Source organism: Mycobacterium sp. NGS48 (assembly GCF_059812585.1).
This window is the reverse complement of the sequence record NZ_JCALCY010000006.1, coordinates 228124-250825: the sequence shown is the minus strand read 5'-3', so window position 1 is coordinate 250825 and position 22702 is coordinate 228124. Positions and strand designations below refer to the sequence as shown.

Sequence of the window (22702 nt, the reverse complement as noted above, 5' to 3'; positions counted from 1 at the left end):
AGGTTTGGAACGGGTTTCAGCGTCAGACTGTTAGTAATGAGGAAACGGTGAGTGTCAATTCGTTCGATGACGACTCCAGCTTTTTCGTCTTGGTCGACGACGAGGAGCAACACAGCTTGTGGCCAGCCTTCGTCGACGTTGCGGTCGGCGGGCGAGTGGATTACGACGAAGCAGGCCGTGCTGCGTGTTCGGACTACGTCGAACAGAACTGGATTGATATTCGGCCGAAGAGTCTGCGCGACAGGCTGGCTGCAGACCGCGCGTCCGCGAAATAAACCGTGAGGCCCGGGGGAGTTCGATGGCACTTAATGACGGGGTGTCGCTTCCGCTGACGCGGGGCCAACTGGATATATGGCTGGCCGAGCAAACTGGGCGCGCAGACGCCAAGTGGCAACTGGGCGTTTTTATTCACATCGCAGGGCCGATTGATCCTGATCTATTTGAGTCGGCGATACGCGAGGCGGTGCGTGAAGCCGAACCACTGAGAGCCACTTTTTTCCAGGTAGACGATCAGATTTACCAAAAGGTGGTCGATCATCCGGACGTTGAGCTCGCTCGCTACGATCTCACCGCCTCGCAAGAACCTGCGCAGGACGCCTACCGGTTAGCATCGTCGATTCAACGCACGCTGATGCCGCTTGATGGCCCGCTATTCAAATTTGCGTTGCTGCAAACCCGTGTCGACGAATTCTATTTTTTCGTGTGCTGCCACCACATTGTGGTAGATGGAATTGGCCTCGCCTTTGTGTGCCACCGGATCGCAGTGGTCTATAACGCACTTGCTTCCGGCGAGCCGATTCCACCGGGGTTTTTCGGATCGCTGAATGATTTGATTGATTGCGAATCAGAATACGAAGCATCCAGCGAATATCTCGATGACCAGGACTTTTGGACGACCAATCTTGCGGCAGAAGGCGAGGTGCGTACTCGGTCGATGCACGACGTGGGCGGGCGCGATCGGGATGAGTCTTCGGCACCGATTCAACTGGACCCCTCCGCCGTTGCCGGCATCGACGAACTGTCAAAAACATTGGGGATGCGTCGCTCGTCGGTGATTACCGCAGCGTGTGCACTGCTGGTACGCGGGAGCGACACCGAGGGATCGGACGTGGTGTTCGACTTTCCCGTCAGCAGGCGAATGCGTCCCGAGGTAAAACTGGTGCCCGGAATGATTTCCGGGGTGGTTCCGCTGGTGTTCAAACCTTTGCCGGATGGTACGGTTGCTGATTTTTGTGAACATGTCGATACCCGAATCCGGGAAGCGCTACAGCATCAGCGGTACCCAGTGCATGCTATCGAAAACAAAATGCGTCTCCGCGAAACCGGACCGGCGTCGAATCGGGTAGCTGTCAATTTCATTCCGACCACGCATATGGCAGACCTTGCCGGTTCTCCGGTATCGGCGACTCTGACTCATGATGGACTCGGGGACCAGTTCAGGCTGGTCTTTTTTAGGGACGACGATCAGCTTTTCCTCAGCACACCCGGCGCTGGGGAATTGTTTTCAAACTGCGATACGCGCGATTTAGTCGCGCGGTTGGAACGAGTGTTTGTAGCGATGGCCGCCGATCCTGGCACGCGGTTGTCGTCGATGGACCTGCTGGATGCGGGCGAGCGTGTCCGGCTCGATGAGGTCGGCAACCGGGCGGTATTGAGCCTGGCGGCTCCTGCTGGGGCGTCGATTCCCGCGTTGTTCGCCGACCAGGTGGCGCGTGCCCCCGCGGCCGTGGCGTTGACCTTTGACGGTGAGTCAATGAGTTACCTCGAGCTGGATGAGGCGTCGAACCGATTGGCGCACTTGCTCATTGAGCAAGGCGCGGGTCCGGGGCGGCGTGTGGCGCTTGTGGTGGAGCGTTCTGCTGAGGCGATTGTGGCGATGCTGGCGGTGCTCAAGACCGGGGCGGCGTATGTGGCGATCGATCCGGGTCATCCCGATGCGCGGATTGAGTTCATGGTGGCGGATGCTGCGCCGATCGCCGCGATCACCACCGCGGATCTGGCGGTGCGCCTTGCCGGGCATGAGCTGGTGATCGTGGATGTCCACGATTCGCGCATTGAGCGCCAGTCCAGCGCGGCGTTGCCGGCACCTGGACCTGATGATGTCGCGTATTTGATTTACACCTCGGGCACTACGGGGGTGCCCAAGGGGGTGGCGGTTGCGCATCGCAGCGTGACGGAGTTGTTGGGGTCGCTGCAGGGGCTGCCCGACCCGGGCGTGTGGTCGCAGTGTCACACGTTGGCCTTTGACGTTTCGGTGTGGGAGATCTTTGGTGGGTTGATGCGGGGCGGCCGGGTGGTGGTGGCACCCGATTCGGTGACCCGCTCACCTGAGGACCTGCACGCTTTGCTGGTTGACGAGCAGGTTGATGTGTTGACTCAGACGCCGTCGGCGGTGGCGGCGTTGTCGCCGCAGGGGTTGGAGTCGGCGGCGTTGGTGGTGGTCGGTGAGGCGTGTCCGGCTGAGGTGGTGGAGCGCTGGGCATCGGGGCGGGTGATGCTCAATGCCTACGGGCCCACGGAGACGACGATGTGTGTAGCGATCAGTGCGCCGTTGGCCCCCGGGGCGGGGGTGCCGATCGGGTCGCCGGTGGCTGGGGCGGCGTTGTTTGTGCTCGATGGGTGGTTGCGTCCGGTGCCGGTCGGGGTGGTCGGTGAGTTGTATGTGGCCGGTGGCGGAGTGGCCTATGGGTATCGGCACCGGTCGGGATTGACGTCGTCGCGCTTTGTGGCCTGTCCGTTCGGCAGTGCTGGACGGCGGATGTATCGCACCGGGGATTTGGTGCGCTGGGGTGCTGATGGGCAGCTGGACTATCTGGGGCGTGCCGATGAGCAGGTCAAGATCCGCGGCTATCGCATCGAGCTCGGTGAGATTCAGGCCGCGCTGACTCGGTGCGCTGGGGTCGAGCAGGCGGTGGTGATTGCCCGTGAGGACCGCCCCGGCGACAAGCGCCTGGTCGGTTATGTCACCGGGACCGCTGATCCTTCTCAGACACGTAGCGCATTGGCTGAGCGGTTGCCGGCGTTTATGGTGCCCGCGGCGGTGGTGGTGCTCGAGGTGCTGCCGCTCACCCCGAACGGCAAACTCGACACCCGGGCACTGCCGACACCCGAATACGCCGCTGGTGAGTATCGCGCCCCGGCCGGTCCGGTGGAGGAGGTGCTGGCCGGTATTTACGCCCAGGTGTTAGGTCTGGAGCGGGTCGGGGCTGATGATTCGTTTTTCGACTTGGGTGGCGACAGCATTTCGGCGATGCGGGTGATTGCTGCGGTCAACAAATCGTTGGATGCCGGTGTGGCGGTGCGGGAGTTGTTCGAAGCGCCCACGGTTGCCCAGTTGGCGCCGCGGCTGGGTGCCGGCGGGGATGCGTTGGCGCCGTTGATCGCTGGCGAGCGGCCGGCGATGGTGCCGTTGTCATTTGCCCAGAACCGGTTATGGTTCATCGATCAGTTGCAGGGGCCCTCGCCAATTTACAACATGGCAGTGGTATTGCGGCTGGGCGGACGCCTGGATGCTGAGGCGTTGGGTGCAGCACTGAGCGACGTGGTGGCCCGTCACGAAAGCTTGCGGACGCTGTTCGCCGCTGCTGATGGTGTTCCACAACAGGTAGTGGTCCCGGTGGAGCGCGCCGATTTGGGTTGGCGGGTCGTCGATGCCAGCACATGGCCGACGAGCCGGCTTCAGGAGGCCATCGAGGAGACGACAAGTCACTGTTTTGATTTGGCAAGCGAGATCCCCTTGCGGGCACAGCTTTTCCGCGCTGCTGAGGACGAGCATGTGCTCGTGGCGGTAGCCCACCACATCGCTGCCGACGGCTTGTCGATGGCCCCCTTGGTGGCTGATCTCGGTGTGGCTTACGCCAGCCGTTATGCCGGCGAGGCTCCTGGCTGGGCGCCGTTGGCGGTGCAGTATGTCGACTACACGCTGTGGCAGCGCGCGCAATTGGGTGAGCTCGACGACAACGAGAGCACGATCGCCTCGCAGTTGGCCTACTGGGAGCGCGCTTTGGCCGGAATGCCCGAGCGCCTGGAGCTTCCCACTGATCGGCCCTATCCTCTGGTGGCCGATTACCGCGGAGCCAGTGTGGCTGTGGACTGGCCGGTCGAATTGCAGCAGCAGGTTGCCCAGGTGGCTCGTGAGCACAATGCGACCAGTTTTATGGTGGTGCAGGCTGCCCTGGCAGTGCTGCTGGCCAAGTTGAGCGCCAGTTCTGATGTGGCGGTGGGTTTCCCGATAGCCGGGCGGCGTGACCCGGTCCTGGATGAGTTGGTCGGCTTTTTCGTCAACACCTTGGTGCTGCGGGTCGATGTGACCGGGGATCCCACCCTCGGTGAAGTGTTGGCTCAGGTACGGTCGCGCAGCCTGGCCGCCTATGAGCACCAGGACGTGCCCTTCGAGGCTCTGGTTGAGCGGCTCAATCCGACCCGGAGCCGGGCCCACCATCCCCTGGTGCAGGTGTTGCTGGCATGGCAGAACTTCGCCGGGCACTCTGGCGACCCCATTGCCGCGCTGGGTTTGGGTGATTTGCAGGTCACGCCGATGCCGGTGGAGACCCGCACTGCCCGGATGGATTTGACGTTCTCACTGGCTGAACGCTGGACTGACAGCGGTGCACCTGCGGGGATCGGCGGGGCGGTGGAGTTTCGCACCGATGTCTTCGATGCGGCCAGCATCGAGACCCTGATTCAGCGCTTGGAGCGGGTGTTGGTGGCGCTGACTGCCGACGCCGCACAACGAGTGTCGTCGGTGGATGTGCTGAATGCCGCTGAGCACGCCCGACTGGACGGGTGGGCTAACCGGACGGTGTTGAGCCTGCCGCCGGCGGGGCCGGCGGGGTCGATTCCAGTGTTGTTCGCCGGGCAGGTGGCGCGTGCCCCAGATGCCGTGGCGTTGACCTGCGGCGGCCGCTCGATGAGCTACCGCGAGCTCGACGAAACATCGAATCGGCTGGCGCACTTGCTGGTCGACCATGGTGTGGGTGTCGGGCAGCGGGTGGCGTTGCTGGTGGAGCGTTCCGCTGAGTCGGTCGTGGCGATCCTGGCGGTGCTCAAAGCGGGGGCAACGTACGTGCCGATCGACCCGGGCCATCCCGATGCGCGTATCGAGTTCATGCTGGCCGATGCTGCGCCGGTCGTCGCGATTACCACCACCGGGCTGGCCGACCGGCTAGGCGGATGTGATGTGCCGGTCATCGATGTCGTTGATCCCCGCATCGACAGCTGTCCGTGTATTGCGTTGCCGGCGCCTGCGGCTGACGACATTGCGTACCTGATCTACACGTCGGGCACCACCGGCGTGCCCAAGGGCGTGGCAGTGACCCACCGCAACGTGACCCAGCTGCTGGCGACGCTGGATACCGAGCTGCTGCCCCCGGAGGCGTGGTCGCACTGTCACTCGTTGTCCTTCGACGTCTCGGTGTGGGAGACCTGGGGTGCACTGCTCCGTGGGGGGCGCCTCGTCGTGGTGCCCGACTCGGTGACCCGCTCGCCAGATGCCTTGCATGACTTGCTGGTTGCTGAGCAGGTCACCACGCTCACCCAAACGCCGTCGGCGGTGGCGGCATTGTCGCCGGAGGGTTTGGAGTCGACGGCGTTGCTGGTAGCCGGGGAGGCCTGCCCGACCGAGGTGGCGGATCGGTGGGCGCGCGCGCGGGTAATGGTCAACGCCTACGGCCCCACCGAGACCACGATGGTCGTGACGATCAGTGCGCCACTGATACCGGGGTCGGGGGCGGTGCCGATCGGCTCGCCGGTGCCCGCAGCGGCGTTGTTTGTGCTGGATAAGTGGTTGCATCCAGTGCCGGCGGGCGTAGTGGGTGAGTTGTATGTGGCCGGACTCGGGTTGGCGTATGGCTATTGGCGGCGGTCGGGTCTGACGGCGTCGCGGTTTATGGCGTGTCCGTTCGGGGCGCCCGGGTCGCGGATGTATCTCACCGGCGATCTGGTGTGTTGGGGCCCCGATGGGCAATTGCGGTATCTGGGGCGTTCCGATGAGCAGGTCAAGATCCGCGGCTATCGCATCGAGTTGGGCGAGATTCAGGCCGCGCTGGCCTCCTGCGCCGGCGTGCAGCAGGCGGCGGTGGTCGCCCGCGAAGACCATCCTGGCGACAAACGCCTGGTGGGTTATGTCACCGGGACCGCTGATCCTGCCCAGATGCGGAGCACACTGGCTGAGCGGCTGCCGGCCTATATGGTGCCCGCGGCGGTGGTGGTGCTCGAGGTGCTGCCGCTGACGGTCAACGGCAAACTCGACAAGAGGGCCCTGCCGATACCTGAGTACATCGGTGGTGAATATCGCGCCCCGGCCGGTCCGGTGGAGGAGGTGCTGGCCGGTATTTACGCCCAGGTGTTAGGTCTGGAGCGGGTCGGGGCTGATGATTCGTTCTTCGACTTGGGTGGCGACAGCATTTCGGCGATGCGGGTGATTGCTGCGGTCAACAAATCGTTGGATGCCGGTGTGGCGGTGCGGGAGTTGTTCGAAGCGCCCACAGTTGCGCAGTTGGCGCCGCGGGTGGCCGCTGGCGGGGATGTGTTGGCGCCGTTGATCGCTGGCGAGCGGCCGGCGGTGGTGCCGTTGTCATTTGCCCAGAACCGGTTGTGGTTCGTTGATCAGTTGCAGGGGCCCTCGCCGGTTTACAACATGGCGGTGACGTTGCGGCTAGGTGGGCGCCTGAATGCTGAGGCGTTGGATGCAGCACTGGCCGATGTGGTGGCCCGCCATGAAAGCCTGCGGACGCTGTTTACCGCTCCGGACGGCATCCCCCAACAGCTGGTGGTAGCCCCGGAGCGAGCCGACTTCGGCTGGGACGTTGTTGATGCCAGCAGGTGGCCGACTAGCCGGCTGCAGGACGCTATCGAGGAGACCGCCCGCCATTGCTTTGATTTGTCGACTGAGATCCCTTTGCGGGCACGGCTTTTCACCCTCGGCGAGGATGAGCACGTGCTGGTGGGGGTGGTGCACCATATCGCTGCCGACGGTTGGTCGATCGCTCCGCTGGTGACTGACCTGGGTATGGCTTATGCCAGTCGGTGTGTCGGGCAGACTCCTGGCTGGGCGCCGCTAGCGGTGCAGTATGTGGATTACACACTATGGCAGCGCGCGCAACTCGGTGAACTCGATGACAGCGATAGTCCGATCGCCTCCCAGTTGTCCTATTGGGAAGAGGCCCTGGCCGGGATGCCGGAGCGCCTGGAGCTTCCCACCGATCGGCCTTACCCGGCCGTGGCGGATTACCGCGGGGCCAGCGTGGAGGTGGAGTGGCCGGCCGAGCTGCAGCAGCAGGTTGCCCAGGTGGCTCGTGAGCACAATGCGACCAGTTTCATGGTGCTGCAAGCCGCACTGGCGGTGTTGCTGGCGAAGTTGAGCGCCAGTTCTGATGTGGCGGTGGGTTTCCCGATCGCCGGACGCCGCGACCCTGCGCTCGATGAATTGGTGGGGTCTTTCGTCAACACCTTGGTGCTGCGGGTCGATGTGGCCGGTGATCCCACTGTGAGGGAGTTGCTGGAGCAGGTGCGCGCGCGCAGCCTGGCCGCCTACGAGCACCAGGACGTGCCCTTCGAGGTACTGGTTGAGCGGCTCAACCCGACCCGGTCGCTGACCCGTCACCCGCTGGTGCAGGTGGCGTTGGCCTGGCAGAACAATCAGCCCGCCACGTTGAGTTTGGGTGATCTGCAGGCCACCCCGCTGTCGGTGGACACCCACACCGCGCGAATGGATTTGACGTTCTCGTTGACTGAACGCTGGACTGAGTCCGGCGAGCCGGACGGGATCGGCGGCGCGGTGGAGTTTCGCACCGATGTGTTCGACGCGGCCAGCATCGAGGTCTTGATTCAGCGGTTGGAGCGGGTGTTGACGGCGATGACCGCGGACCCGAGTAGGCAGCTTTCGTCGATGGATCTGCTCGATGCGACTGACTACGCCCAGCTGAATGTGATGGGTAATCACGCAGCGTTGACCCAGCCGGAAACGGTGTTGGGGTCGATTCCGGTGGCGTTCGCCGCGCAGGTGGCCCGTGCCCCAGAGGCGGTGGCACTGCGTTTCGACGGCTCTTCGATGACCTATCGAGAGTTGGATGAGGCAGCTAATCGGTTGGCGCACACGCTGGTTGAGCGGGGTGCCGGTCCAGAGCAGTGCGTGGCGTTGCTATTGGAGCGTTCCGCTGAGGCGGTCGTCGCGATGCTGGCGGCGCTCAAGGCAGGGGTGGCGTATCTGCCGATCGACCCAAGCCATCCCGACGCGCGGATCGGGTTCATGGTGGCTGATGCCGCGCCGATCGCCGCGATCACCACCGCTGATCTGGCTGAGCGGTTCGACGGGCACGACCTGGTGATCATCGATGTCGACGACCCCGCCCTGCGCAGCCAACCCAGCACTGCACTGCCGGTGCCCGACCCTGACGATATCGCGTATCTGATTTACACCTCGGGTACTACCGGAGTGCCCAAAGGCGTGGTGGTGACTCACCGCAACGTGACCCAACTGTTGGCGTCGCCGGATGCCGGCTTGCCGCGCGCGGGCGTGTGGTCGCAGACGCATACCTTGGCCTTCGACTCCTCGGTGTGGGAGATCTTCGGCTGCCTGCTGCGTGGTGGGCGGCTGGTGGTGGTACCCGATTCGGTGGCGCGCTCGCCGGATGACTTCCACGGCTTACTGGTTGCCGAGCACGTCAACATCCTTGGGCAGACGCCGTCGGCGGTGGCGGCGTTATCGCCGCAGGGTCTGGAGTCCGCGACGTTATGGGTAGCCGGGGAGGCTTGTCCGGCCGAGGTGGTGGATCGGTGGGCGCCCGGACGGGTGATGGTCAACGCTTACGGCCCCACCGAGACCACGATGATTGTGACGATCAGTGCGCCGTTGAAACCGGGGTCGGGGGTGGTGCCGATCGGTGCACCGGTGCCTGGGGCGGCATTGTTTGTGCTCGATGGATGGTTGCGCCCGGTGCCGGCCGGGGTGGTGGGTGAGTTGTATGTGGCCGGAGCCGGATTGGCATATGGATATCGGCACCGGGCCGGTTTGACCGGGTCGCGATTTGTGGCGTGTCCGTTCGGAGGTTCTGGTGCACGGATGTATCGCACCGGAGACCTGGTGCGCTGGGGCCCCGACGGGCAACTGCGTTATCTGGGTCGTGCTGATGAGCAGGTCAAAATCCGCGGCTATCGCATCGAGTTGGGTGAGATTCAAGCAGCGCTTGCCGCACTCGACGGTGTGGAGCAGGCAGCGGTGGTTACTCGCGAGGAGCGCCCCGGTGATAAGCGTCTGGTCGGCTATGTGACGGGGACCGCCGAGCCAGCTGCCGCGCGCGCTGCCTTGGCTGAGCGGTTGCCGGCGTTTATGGTTCCCGCGGCGGTGGTGGTGCTCGAGGCGCTGCCGCGAACAGTCAACGGCAAACTGGATATTCGCGCGCTGCCCGCGCCGGAGTACACCGCTGCTGAGTACCGCGCCCCGGCCAACGCCGTTGAGGAAATCCTGGCTGGCATCTACGCCCAAGTCCTGGGGGTCGCGCGGGTCGGAGTCGACGACTCGTTCTTCGATTTGGGCGGCGACAGCATTTCGGCGATGCGGGTAATCGCTGCGGTCAACAAATCCTTGGATGCCGGTGTGGCGGTAAGGGCGTTGTTCGAGGCGCCCACGGTTGCGCAGTTGGCGCCACGGCTGGGTGCCGGCGGAGATGTGTTGGCGCCGTTGGTGGCTGGCGAGCGGCCGGCGGTGGTGCCGTTGTCGTTTGCTCAGAACCGGTTGTGGTTCATCGATCAGTTGCAGGGTCCCTCACCGGTCTACAACATGGCGGTGGCATTGCGGCTGGGCGGACGTTTGCATGCCGAGGCATTGGGTGCAGCACTGGGCGATGTGGTGGCCCGGCATGAGAGCTTGCGCACGGTGTTCGTCGCGGCGGATGGTGTTCCGCAGCAGGTGGTGCTTCCGGTCGAGCGCGCTGAGGTGGGTTGGGACGTCGTTGATGCCACCGGTTGGTCGGTAAGTCGGCTGCAGGAAGCCGTTGAGGAAACGACCAGCCACTGTTTTGATTTGGCGAGCGAGATCCCCTTGCGGGCAAGGCTTTTCACCGTTGCCGAGGATGAGCATGTGCTGGTGGCGGTGGTGCACCATATCGCTGCCGACGGTTGGTCGATCACCCCGTTGGTGGCTGATCTGGGTGCGGCCTATGCCGCCCGGTGTTCCGGCGAGGCTCCTGGGTGGGCGCCGTTGGCGGTGCAGTATGTCGATTACACATTGTGGCAGCGCGCGCAATTCGGTGAGTTGGACGACAGCGAGAGCCTGATCGCCTCCCAATTGGCCTATTGGGAAAGCGCTTTGGCCGGGATGCCGGAGCGTCTGGAGCTTCCCACTGATCGGCCCTATCCATTGGTGGCTGATTTCCGTGGGGCCAGCGTGGCGGTGGACTGGCCGGTCGAGTTGCAGCAGCAGATTGCTCGGGTGGCGCGTGAGCATAATGCGACGAGTTTCATGGTGGTCCAGGCTGCGTTGGCGGTGTTGTTGGCCAAGTTAGGCGCTAATTCTGATGTGGCGGTGGGCTTCCCGATCGCAGGGCGGCGTGACCCGGTCCTGGATGAGTTGGTGGGCTTTTTTGTCAACACGTTGGTGTTGCGGGTCGACTTAGCTGGTGATCCCACCGTGTCTGAGGTGTTGGCGCAGGTGCGCGCGCGCAGCCTGGCCGCCTACGAGCACCAGGACGTGCCCTTCGAGGTACTGGTTGAGCGGCTCAACCCGACCCGAAGCCGCGCCCATCACCCGCTGGTGCAGGTGTTGTTGGCCTGGCAGAACTTCGCGGCGGATCCCGTCGCAGGTTCGGGTTTAGGCGATTTACAGGTCACGCCGGTACCGGTAGAGACCCGCACTGCCCGGACGGATTTGACGTTCTCGCTCGCGGAACGCTGGGCTGACAATGGTGCGCCCGCCGGGATCGGCGGGGCCGTGGAATTCCGCACCGACGTGTTCGACGCGGTCAGCATCGAAACGCTGATCGAGCGGTTGCGGCGAGTGTTGGTAGCCGTGACAACTGACCCAACTCGGCGGCTGTCGTCGGTCGATGTTGTCGACGCCGGTGAGCATGTCCGACTGGATGTGGTTGGCAATCGGGCGGTCTTGACCCAACCGGAGGCGGCCTTCGGGTCGATTCCGACGGTGTTCGCCGCACAAGTAGCGCGTGCTCCGGAGGCGGTGGCGATCAGCTTTGATGGCCGCTCGACGACCTACCGTGAGCTCGATGAGACTGCGAACCGGTTGTCGCACTTGCTGATTAGCCACGGTGCCGCCCCGGGTCAGTGTGTTGCGCTGCTGGTGCAGCGATCGGCCGAAGCGGTCGTGGCGATGCTGGCGGTGCTCAAAACCGGCGCGGCGTATTTGGCGATCGACCCCGGTCATCCCGATGCACGCATCGAGTTCATGGTGGCCGATGCCGCGCCGGTCGCGGCGCTCACCACCGCCGGGCTGGCCGGTCGGCTGGATGGCCATCAGGTGACGGTCATCGATATCGACGATCCCACTGTCGACAGCCAACCGCGCACTGCGCTAGCGGCGCCACGGCCTGACGACGTCGCGTATCTGATCTACACGTCGGGCACCACCGGGATGCCCAAGGGAGTGGCGATCCCGCACCGCAACGTGGTCGGGCTGCTGGACACTTTGGATGCTGACCTGGAGCTGTCGGCGGGACAGGTGTGGTCGCAGTGCCATTCGTTGGCCTTCGACTTCTCGGTGTGGGAGATCTGGGGTGCGTTGTTGCGGGGTGGGCGACTGGTAGTGGTGCCCGATGCGGTGGTGCGTTCGCCCCAAGATCTGCATGCGTTGTTGGCCACCGAACAGGTCAGCGTGTTGAGTCAGACCCCCTCGGCCTTTTATGCGCTGCAGACCGCTGATGCGCTGGCCCCTGAGTTGGGATCTCAGCTCAAGTTGGAGACGGTGGTGTTCGGCGGGGAAGCGCTGGAACCGCAGCGTCTTGGCAGTTGGCTGGATCGTCATCCGGGGTTGCCGCGGTTGGTCAATATGTATGGCATCACCGAGACGACGGTGCATGCCTCGTTCCGCGAGATCGTCGGTAGTGACGTCGATAGCAGCGCCAGCCCGATCGGGGTGCCGTTGGCGCATTTGGGCTTTTTTGTTCTCGACGGCTGGTTGCGTTCGGTGCCGGCGGGTGTGGTCGGCGAGTTGTATGTGGCCGGCGCCGGCCTGGCGTATGGGCATGTGCGCCGGTCGGCGTTGACGTCGTCGCGGTTTGTGGCCTGTCCGTTCGGGGCGCCGGGAACACGCATGTATCGCACCGGGGATCTGGTGCGCTGGAGTTCGGATGGACAGCTGGAGTATCTGGGCCGGGCTGATGAGCAGGTCAAGATCCGCGGGTATCGCATCGAGCTCGGTGAGATTCAAGCCGCGCTGGGCGGTTTGGCGGGGGTCGAGCAGGCGGCCGTGATTGCCCGTGAGGACCACCCCGGCGACAAACGTCTGGTCGGTTATGTCACCGGCACTGTCGATCCGGCCACCGCGCGCGTCAAGCTAGCTGAGCGGTTGCCGTCCTACATGGTGCCCGCGACGGTGGTGGTAGTTGATGCGCTGCCGCTGACAGTCAACGGCAAACTCGATACCCGGGCCCTGCCGGCACCGGAGTATCAGCACGTTGATCGTTACCGCGCGCCCGCCAGCCCCACCGAGGAGATCCTGGCTGGCATCTACGCCGAGGTGCTGGGTGTGGAGCGAGTCGGGGTCGATGACTCGTTCTTCGATCTGGGTGGGGATTCGTTATCGGCCATGCGGGTGATCGCGGCGGTCAACAAATCTTTGGATGCCGGTGTCGCCGTGCGGGTTTTGTTCGAGGCGCCCACGGTTGCGCAGTTGGCGCCGCGGCTGGCAGCTGGTGGAGATGTGTTGGCGCCGTTGGTAGCGGTCGAGCGGCCGGCGGTAGTGCCGTTGTCGTTTGCCCAGAACCGGTTGTGGTTCTTGGATCAGTTGCAGGGGCCGTCGCCGGTCTACAACATGGCGGTGGCCTTGCGGCTGGACGGGCGTCTGGATGAGGAGGCGCTGGGTGCAGCGCTGGCCGATGTGGTGGCCCGCCATGAAAGCCTGCGGACGGTGTTCGCCGCTGCTGATGGTGTTCCGCAGCAAGTGGTGCTTCCGGTGGAGCGCGCTGAGGTGGGTTGGGACGTCGTTGATGCCACCGGTTGGTCGGTAAGCCGCCTGCAGGAGGCCGTTGAGGAGACGACCAGTCACTGTTTTGATTTGGCGACTGAGATCCCGTTGCGGGCGCGGCTTTTCCGCGTTGCCGAGGGTGAGCATGTGCTGGTGGCGGTGGTGCATCATATCGCGGCCGACGGGGTGTCGATGGCTCCGTTGGTGGCTGATCTGGGGGTGGCGTATGCCGCCCGCTGTGCCGGGGGGGCTCCGGGCTGGGCGCCGTTGGCGGTGCAGTATGTCGACTACACGCTGTGGCAGCGCGTGCAATTCGGTGAGCTCGATGACAGCGAGAGCCTGATCGCCTCCCAATTGACCTACTGGGAAAGCGCTTTGGCCGGGATGCCCGAGCGTCTGGAGCTTCCCACTGATCGGCCTTATCCGTTGGTGGCTGATCAGCGTGGGGCCAGTGTGGCCGTGCAGTGGCCGGTCGAGTTGCAGCAGCGGGTACGCGCGCTGGCTCATGAGCATAATGCGACCAGTTTCATGGTGCTGCAGACCGCGTTGGCGGTGTTGTTGGCTAAGTTGAGCGCCAGCTCTGATGTGGCGGTGGGGTTCCCGATCGCTGGGCGCCGGGACCCGGCCCTGGATGAGTTGGTCGGTTTCTTCGTCAACACGTTGGTGTTGCGGGTCGATGTAGCGGGCGACCCCACGGTCGCGGAGGTGTTGGCGCAGGTGCGCGCGCGCAGCCTGGCCGCCTACGAGCATCAGGATGTGCCTTTCGAGGTGTTGGTGGAGCGGCTCAACCCGACCCGAAGCCGGGCCCATCACCCGCTGGTGCAGGTGTTGTTGGCCTGGCAGAACAACCAGCCCGCGACGCTGAGTTTGGGTGATGTGGAGGCGACCCCGCTGTCGGTGGACACTCACACCGCACGGATGGATCTGTCATTTTCGTTGGCCGAGCGGTTCACCGAGGATGGTGAGCTTGCCGGAATCGGTGGTGCGGTGGAGTTTCGCACCGATGTCTTCGACGCGGGCAGCATCGAAACGCTGATCGAGCGGTTGGAGCGGGTAGTGGTGGCGATGACCGCTGACCCGGCTCGGCGAGTGTCGTCGATGGATGTGGTTGACGCCAGTGAGCATGCCCGCCTCGATGAGATCGGTAACCGGGCGTTGTTGAGTCTGCCGGCGCCTGCTGCGGTGTCGATCCCAGCGTTGTTCGCGGCGCAGGTTGAGCGCGCACCGGAGGCGGTGGCGCTGAGCTGCGATGGCTCTTCGATGACGTATCGGGAGTTGGATGCGGCAGCGAACCGGTTGGCGCACTTGCTGATTGATCATGGGGCCGGTGCGGGGCAGTGTGTGGCGCTGCTGATGGAGCGATCCGCCGAAGCGGTCGTGGCGATGCTGGCGGTCCTCAAAACGCAGGCGACGTATCTGGCGATCGACCCGGGCCATCCCGATACCCGGATCGAGTTCATGGTGGCCGACGCCGCCCCGATCGCGGCAATCACGACCGCGGATTTGGCCGGGCGGCTCGACGAGCATGAGGTGGCGGTCATCGACGTCGACGATCCTGCTGTGGACAGCCAGCCCAGCACGGGTTTGCCGGCACCTGGGCCTGACGACATCGCCTATTTGATTTACACCTCGGGCACCACGGGGTTGCCCAAAGGGGTGGCGGTTGCGCATCGCAGCGTGACCGAGCTGCTGGCGTCGTTGGATGGTGGTCTGCCCCGCGCCGGGGTGTGGTCACAGACTCATACGTTGGCCTTCGACGTTTCGGTGTGGGAGATCTTTGGTGCGCTGTTGCGCGGCGGACGGTTAGTGGTGGCGCCGGAGTGGGTGACTCGCTCGCCAGAAGACTTGCACACCTTGCTGGTTCGTGAACGCGTCGATGTGCTGACTCAGACGCCGTCGGCGGTGGCGGTGTTGTCGCCGCAGGGGTTGGAGTCGGCGGCGTTGGTGGTGGTCGGTGAGGCATGTCCGGCCGAGGTGGTGGATCGGTGGGCGCCTGGGCGGGTGATGCTCAATGCCTACGGGCCCACGGAGACCACGATGTGTGTGGCAATCAGTGCGCCGTTGGCGCCAGGGTGGGGGGTGCCGATCGGTGCGCCGGTACCCGGCGCAGCGTTGTTTGTGCTCGATGGCTGGCTGCACCCGGTGCCGGTTGGGGTGGTCGGTGAGTTGTATGTGGCCGGCGGCGGCTTGGCCTACGGGTATCGGCATCGCTCGGGGCTGACCGGATCACGGTTTGTGGCGTGTCCCTTCGGGGATGCGGGATCGCGTGGACGGCGGATGTATCGCACCGGGGATTTGGTGCGGTGGGGCGCCGATGGTCAGTTGCGGTATCTGGGCCGTGCCGATGAGCAGGTCAAGATCCGCGGCTATCGCATCGAGCTGGGGGAGATTCAGGCCGCGCTGGCCGTGCTCGCCGGGGTTGAGCAGGCGGTGGTGATGGCCCGTGAGGACCGCCCCGGCGACAAGCGCCTGGTCGGTTATGTCACCGGGACCGTGGATGCGGCCTCCGCCCGTTCGAAGCTAGCCGAGCGGTTGCCGGCATTTATGGTGCCGGCCGCGGTGGTGGTGCTCGAAGCGCTGCCGCTCACCCCCAACGGCAAATTGGATACCCACGCCCTGCCTGCCCCCGAGTACCAAAGTGTTGACCGCTATCGCGCTCCGGGCAACCCGGTCGAGGAAGTGTTGACCGGTATCTACGCCCAGGTGCTGGGGATCGAACGGGTCGGGGTCGATGACTCGTTCTTCGATCTGGGTGGGGATTCGCTCTCGGCGATGCGAGTGGTCGCTGCGATCAATACCGTTTTGGATGCCGGTGTGGCGGTGCGGGTGTTGTTCGAGGCGCCCACGGTTGCGCAGTTGGCGCCGCGACTGTCTGCTGGCGGACCTGGCTTGGCGCCGTTGGTGGCCGGCGATCGGCCGGCGGTGGTGCCGTTGTCGTTTGCCCAGAACCGGTTGTGGTTTATCGACCAATTGCAGGGTCCCTCACCGGTTTACAACTTGGCGGTGGCGTTGCGGCTGGGCGGGCGCCTGGATACCGCGGCGTTAGGTGCAGCGCTGGGCGATGTGGTGGTTCGCCATGAAAGCTTGCGCACGGTGTTCGCCGCTGCTGACGGTGTCCCGCAACAGGTGGTTGTCCCGATTGAGCGCGCTGAATTGGGTTGGGACACCGTTGATGCCAGCGGTTGGCCGGCAAACCGGCTAGGTGAGGCCATCGAGGAAACGGCGGGCCGGCCGTTCGATCTAGCGAGCGACCTTCCCTTGCGGGTACGGCTTTTCCGTGTTGCCGAGGACGAGCATGTGCTGGTAGCGGTGGTGCACCATATCGCTGCCGACGGTATGTCGATGAGACCGTTGGTGGCTGATCTGGGTGTGGCGTATGCCAGTCGGTGTGCCGGTGGGGCTCCGCAGTGGGCGCCGTTGGCGGTGCAATACGTGGACTACACGCTGTGGCAGCGCGCGCAATTCGGTGCGCTGGATGACAGCGAGAGCTTGATTTCCTCCCAGTTGGCCTACTGGGAGGACGCATTGGCCGGAATGCCCGAGCGCCTGGCGTTGCCCACTGATCGGCCCTACCCGCCGGTGGCTGATCAGCGCGGGGCCACTGTAGCGGTGGAGTGGCCGATGGAGTTGCAGCAGCGGGTGCGCGCGCTGGCCGCTGAGCATAACGCGACCAGTTTCATGGTGATGCAGGCCGCCCTGGCCGTGCTGCTGGCCAAGATCAGCGCCAATTCGGATGTGGCGGTGGGGTTCCCGATCGCCGGACGACGTGACCCCGTCCTGGATGAGTTGGTCGGCTTTTTCGTCAACACGTTGGTGCTGCGGGTCGATGTGGCCGGTGATCCCACCGTGGCAGAGTTGTTGGCGCAGGTGCGCTCGCGCAGCCTCGCCGCCTACGAGCACCAGGACGTGCCCTTTGAGGTACTGGTAGACCGGCTCAACCCGACCCGGTCGTTGACGTATCACCCGCTCGTCCAAGTCGCGCTGGCCTGGCAGAACTTCGCCGGAGATCCGGTTACCGGGCTGGGTTTGGGTGATTTGGAGCTGACCCCGCTGCCGGTGGACACCCACACCGCCCGAATGGATTTGACGTTCTCATTGGCGGAACGTTTCACCGAGGACGGGGAGCTTGCCGGGATCGGTGGCACGGTGGAATTTCGCACCGATGTGTTCGACGCCGCCAGCATCGAGATACTGATTGAACGGTTGGAGCGGGTGCTGATGGCGGTGACCGCCGACCCGGCTCGGCAGGTGTCGTCGGTCGATGTGCTCGATGCGGGTGAACATGTCCGCCTCGATGAGATCGGCAACCGGGCGGTACTGAGCTTGCCGGCCCCTGCTGGGCAGTCGATTCCTGCGCTGTTCGCCGCGCAGGTGGCGCGTGCTCCCGAGGCGGTGGCGGTCAGCTTTGACGGTTGCGCGATGAGCTACCGGGAGCTCGATGAAGCGTCGAATCGGTTGGCGCACTTGTTAGTTGAGCGCGGAGCCGGTGCAGGGCAGTGTGTGGCGCTGCTGGTGGAGCGATCCGCCGAGGCGATTGTGGCGCTGTTGGCGGTGCTCAAAACGGGGGCGGCGTATCTGGCGATCGACCCCGGCCATCCCGATGCCAGGATCGGCTTCATGGTGGCCGATGCCGCGCCGATCGCCGCACTCACCACCGCCGGGCTGGCCAGACGACTTGGTGACCATCACGTTGCGGTCGTCGACATCCACGACCCTGCTGTGGACAGCCAACCGAGCGTTGCACTGCCCACGCCGAGGCCTGACGACATCGCGTATTTGATTTACACCTCGGGTACCACCGGAATGCCCAAAGGCGTGGCGGTTGCTCATCGCAACGTGATCGGGCTGCTGGAAACGTTGGATGCTGACCTGGAGTTGTCGGCAGGGCAAGTCTGGACGCAGTGTCACTCGTTGGCGTTCGACTTCTCGGTCTGGGAAATCTTCGGCGCGCTGCTGCATGGGGGGCGCCTGGTCGTGGTGCCCGACTCGGTGGTGCGTTCGCCCGAAGAGCTGCACGCGTTGCTGGCCGCTGAGCAGGTCAGTGTGTTGAGTCAGACGCCGGCAGCGTTTTATGCGCTGCAGACCGCTGACTCTCTGGCGCCGGAGGTCGGATCTCAACTCACCCTCGAGACGGTCGTCTTCGGTGGTGAGGCACTGGATCCTTCGCGTTTGGGCGGTTGGCTGGATCATCACCGGGGTTCGCCGCGGTTGGTCAATATGTATGGCATCACCGAGACCACGGTGCACGCGTCGTTCCGCGAGATCGTCGAGGCTGATGTTGATCGCAGCGTCAGCCCGATCGGGGTGCCGTTGGCACATTTGGGCTTTTTCGTTCTCGACGGGTGGTTGCGTCCGGTGCCCGCCGGGGTGGTGGGGGAGTTGTATGTGGCCGGTACCGGGCTGGCCTATGGGTATGTGCGCCGGTCAGCGTTGACGTCGTCGCGGTTTGTGGCCTGTCCCTTCGGCGGACCCGGGGCGCGAATGTATCGCACCGGGGATCTGGTTCGTTGGGGCCCTGATGGGCAGTTGGAGTATCTGGGACGTGCTGATGAGCAGGTCAAGATCCGCGGGTATCGCATCGAGTTGGGAGAGATCCAAGCCGCATTGGCCCGGTGCGATGGAGTCAAGCAGGCCGTGGTGATCGCCCGCGAGGACCACCCCGGCGACAAGCGGCTGGTCGGTTATGTCACCGGCACCGCCGATCCGGGCGCCACGCGCACGAAGTTGGCTGAGCGGTTGCCGGCTTATATGGTGCCCGCGGCGGTGGTGGTGCTCGAGGCGCTACCGCTCACGGTTAACGGCAAGCTCGATACCCGAGCGCTACCGGCACCGGAGTATCAGCATGTTGATCAGTACCGTGCCCCGGCCGATCCGGTCGAGGAGACGCTGGCCGGCATTTTTGCCGAGGTGCTCGGTGTGGAGCGGGTGGGGGTCGATGACTCGTTCTTCGAGTTGGGCGGCGACAGCATTTTGTCGATCCAGGTGGTGGCGCGGGCCCGCTTCGCCGGGCTGGTGTGTCGGCCGCGAGATGTTTTCGTCGAGCAGACCGTGGCCCGGCTGGCCCGGGTCGCCCGAACGGTCGGCGGGTCATCGGGCGGCTCGGTTGATGAAGGGGTAGGGCCAGTGGTGGCCACCCCGATCATGCGGTGGCTCCAGAGCCTGGAGGGCCTGGTTGAGCAGTTCAACCAGACGGTCCCGCTGCAGGCACCGGCAGGAGTCACCGAGGCCGATGTAGTGGTGGTGCTGCAGGCGTTACTGGATCGGCACGCCATGTTGCGGGCCCGGGTCGACGACGATGGTGCTGGTGGGTGGTCGTTGATGGTGCCCGAGGCGGGGTCGGTGGATGCGCGCGGATGCCTGCACACCGCGGACGCGCTCTCTGATGAGGCGGTAGCGGCGGCGCGGTCGCGATTGGACCCGGCCGCCGGGGTGATGTTGAGCGCGGTGTGGGCTGCGAGTACGGGTCAGTTGGTGGTGATCGTTCACCATTTGGCCGTTGATGGGGTGTCGTGGCGGATCCTGCTGGAAGACCTCAACATCGCCTGGGCCCAGCATCGCAGCGGACAGCCGGTGGTGTTGCCCGCCGGTGAGACGTCGTTTGCCCGGTGGTCGGCACTGCTGGCTGAGCACGCCTATCACCCGGAGGTGGTCGACCAGGCGGATGCCTGGAAACGGGTGGCCGCCACGCCGGCGATGTTGCAGGCGGTGCAGCCGGTCGTCGATACGTTTGCCAGTGCCGGGCACGTGACGATGGAGTTGGACACCGAGATCACCTCGATGCTGCTCGGTGAGGTGCCCGCAGCGTTTCACACCGGGGTGCACGAGGTGTTGTTGATCGCCTTCGGGTTGGCGGCGGCGGAGTTTTTTGGCAACCCTGATGCGCCGGTCGGTATCGACGTCGAGGGTCATGGCCGCTATGAGGAGCTGGCCGAGGAGGTTGACCTGTCGCGCACGGTGGGTTGGTTTACCACCAAGTACCCGGTGGCGATGCGCGTTGGCGGATTGGACTGGGGGCAGGTGCTTGCCGGTGAGGCCGCGTTGGGGGCGGCGGTCAAAGACGCCAAAGAACAACTACGCGCCCTCCCGGATGGCTTGTCATATGGGTTGTTGCGCTATCTGAACACCGAGGTGGATCTGGCCGGGTCGGATCCGCTGATCGGGTTCAACTATTTGGGGCGGTTGGGCGCCCCGTCGGCCTATGCCTCAGGCGATGTGTGGCGGGTCAACCAACAGGGGGTGGCATTGACGGCGACGGCCGCGGCGATCCCCATGACGTTGGCCCACAGTGTGGAGCTCAACGCGGCCACCGTCGACACCGACACCGGCCCGCAGCTGCACGCCAACTGGACCTGGGCGCCCTCGGTGTTGGATCAGGCGCAAGTCAGCCGGCTGGGCCGATTGTGGTTTGAAGCCTTGGCCGGCATCTGCGCCCATGTGCGCGGGGGCGGGGGCGGGTTGACCCCCTCAGACATTGCCCCGGCGAAGCTTAGCCAGCAGCAGCTCAATGAACTGCAAGCGCAGCACCGCATCGCGGATGTGTTGCCGTTGACCCCGCTGCAACAGGGGCTGCTTTACCACGCCAGCCTTGCCCAGGCCAGCGGCGATGATGTGTATGCGGTGCAGATGGACGTCGGCGTCACCGGGCCGTTGGATGCCGGCCGGTTGCGTAGCGCGCTGCAGACTGTGGTGACTCGCCATCCCAACCTGGTGGCACGATTCCGAGCCGGATCGGGTGAGCCGGTGCAGATCATCCCCGCCGACCCGGTAGCACCGTGGCGCTATATCGAGCTGGACGGCGCCGGTGTCGAGGAGCAGATTCAGCAGGTGTGTGCCGGTGAGCGCGCGGCGGTCTTTGACCTGGCCGAGGCGCCGGGCTTTCGGGTGGTGTTGATCCGCGCCGGCAAAGACCGGCACCGGTTGGTGCTGACCAACCACCACATCGTCTTTGATGGCTGGTCGCTGCCGATCCTGCTAGGTGAGATCTTCGCCGGCTACAACGACGCGCGGCTCCCCGCGTCACCGCCCTATCGCCGGTTTATCACCTGGCTGGCCGAGCGCGACCGCGAGGCCGCCGCGCTGGCCTGGGGTGAAGTGCTGGCCGGGTTTGAGGCCCCCACCCTGGTCGGCGCGGCGCAGCGGTGGACGGCTGGGCCGCGCAGCACGACCTCGGTGCAGCTGTCCAAGCAGCTCACCCGCGCAGTGGGCGAGTTGGCCCGCTCCCAGCAGACCACCGTCAACACCGTGTTGCAGGCCGCCTGGGCCCAGCTGTTGATGGGGTTGACCGGCCAGCGTGATGTGGCCTTTGGGGCGGTGGTCTCCGGGCGTCCGGCCGAGCTGAGCGGCGCCGAGGCGATGGTGGGACTCTTGATCAACACCGTGCCGGTACGCGCGAGCATCACAGCGCACACCACCACCGCAGAGTTGCTCAACCAACTTCAAACCGCCCACAACCACACCCTGGACCACCAGCACCTCGGGCTCAGCGACATCCACCGCATTACCGGCCACCAGCAGTTGTTCGACACCGTTTTCGTCTACGAGAACTACCCGATCGACGCCCATGCCTTGTCAGGCAAACATCAACTGGCCATCACTGAGTTCCGCGACTACTACCACTACCCGCTGACCATCCAAGCCGTGCCCGGCCGCGAACTGCACCTGCGCGTTCAATTCCGCACCGACGTGTTCGACCCCACCGACATCGACACCCTCACCCAACACTTCCAGCAGGTGCTGGTGGCCATGACCACCAACCCCACCCAACCCCTGCCGCCCCTCACCGATCTGCTCAAGCACCGCGACCGCCCGCCCCACCCGGCATCGACACCCCCACACCCCGGCAACGGTCATCACCGCGCCCCGGACAGCCTGGTCGAGCAGATCCTGGCCGACATCTACGCCCAAGTACTAGAGATAGACCAGGTCGGAGTCGACGAGTCGTTTTTCGACCTGGGCGGAGACTCGCTGTCGGCGATGCACGCAATCGCCGCTATCAACGCGACCTTCGACACCCACCTCAGCGTCGTCACGTTATTCGAGGCGCCGTCGGTCCGAAGCCTGAGCCAAGAAGTCCCCGACCTCAGCCCGGCGTCCGAATAGTAAAGAAGCCAAGCCGTGCGGCGGTCACCACATAAGTGGCTACTGCGTGGGCGCCAGCCCTACGGCGGCCTCTTGCGCTGCGGTGCGTAGCCGCTGGTCCCACACGGCGAACACGGTGTCGTCGACCCCGATTGCGAAGACGCTGGCAAGGTGGACCGCATCGGCGCCACGCAGCGCATGTGCTGTGGCTAAATGACCGGCGTGGTGGGCGATGTTCTCAGTCAGCTCCACCGCCCGGGTGGCTGCCCAGTACTCTTCCCACATCTCCTGGGCCTGATGTTGTTCCTCGGCGCCCAATCGGCGCGCACGGCCGGCAGCCGCTAGCGCAGCGCACACCTCTGGGTACGCCAAGCGAGAAGAGACCGCGGCGTCGCAGCCATCCCATAGCGCCGCGGCGATGTCGCTGTCATCCTCCTCGACTAGGAGTTTGACGAACGCGCTGCTGTCGAAGTAGACGATCGGCACAGG

At 64.8% G+C, this 22702-nt stretch carries 3 protein-coding genes; 2 read left to right on the top strand and 1 reads right to left on the bottom strand.

The genetic code is table 11. From position 1 onward, the window contains the following. The first annotated feature begins 47 nt into the window (after positions 1-47). Together AC5Y42_RS14015 and AC5Y42_RS14010 are read left to right on the top strand one after the other, a co-directional pair. Positions 48-275, top strand: a complete 228-nt coding sequence (locus AC5Y42_RS14015) for an MbtH family protein (RefSeq protein ID WP_499898908.1) — start codon at positions 48-50, stop codon at positions 273-275. After that, on the top strand, positions 272-22234 hold the full coding sequence (locus AC5Y42_RS14010; RefSeq protein WP_499899040.1) for a non-ribosomal peptide synthase/polyketide synthase: 21963 nt from the start codon (positions 272-274) through the stop codon (positions 22232-22234). Before AC5Y42_RS14015 ends, AC5Y42_RS14010 begins: the two co-directional genes overlap by 4 nt. 39 nt (positions 22235-22273) lie before the next feature. Here AC5Y42_RS14010 and AC5Y42_RS14005 read toward each other — a convergent pair whose 3' ends face one another. Beyond that, entirely contained in the window at positions 22274-22699 is a 426-nt protein-coding gene (locus tag AC5Y42_RS14005) for a type II toxin-antitoxin system VapC family toxin (protein WP_499898906.1), read from the bottom strand. Between the last annotated feature and the right edge of the window lie 3 nt (positions 22700-22702).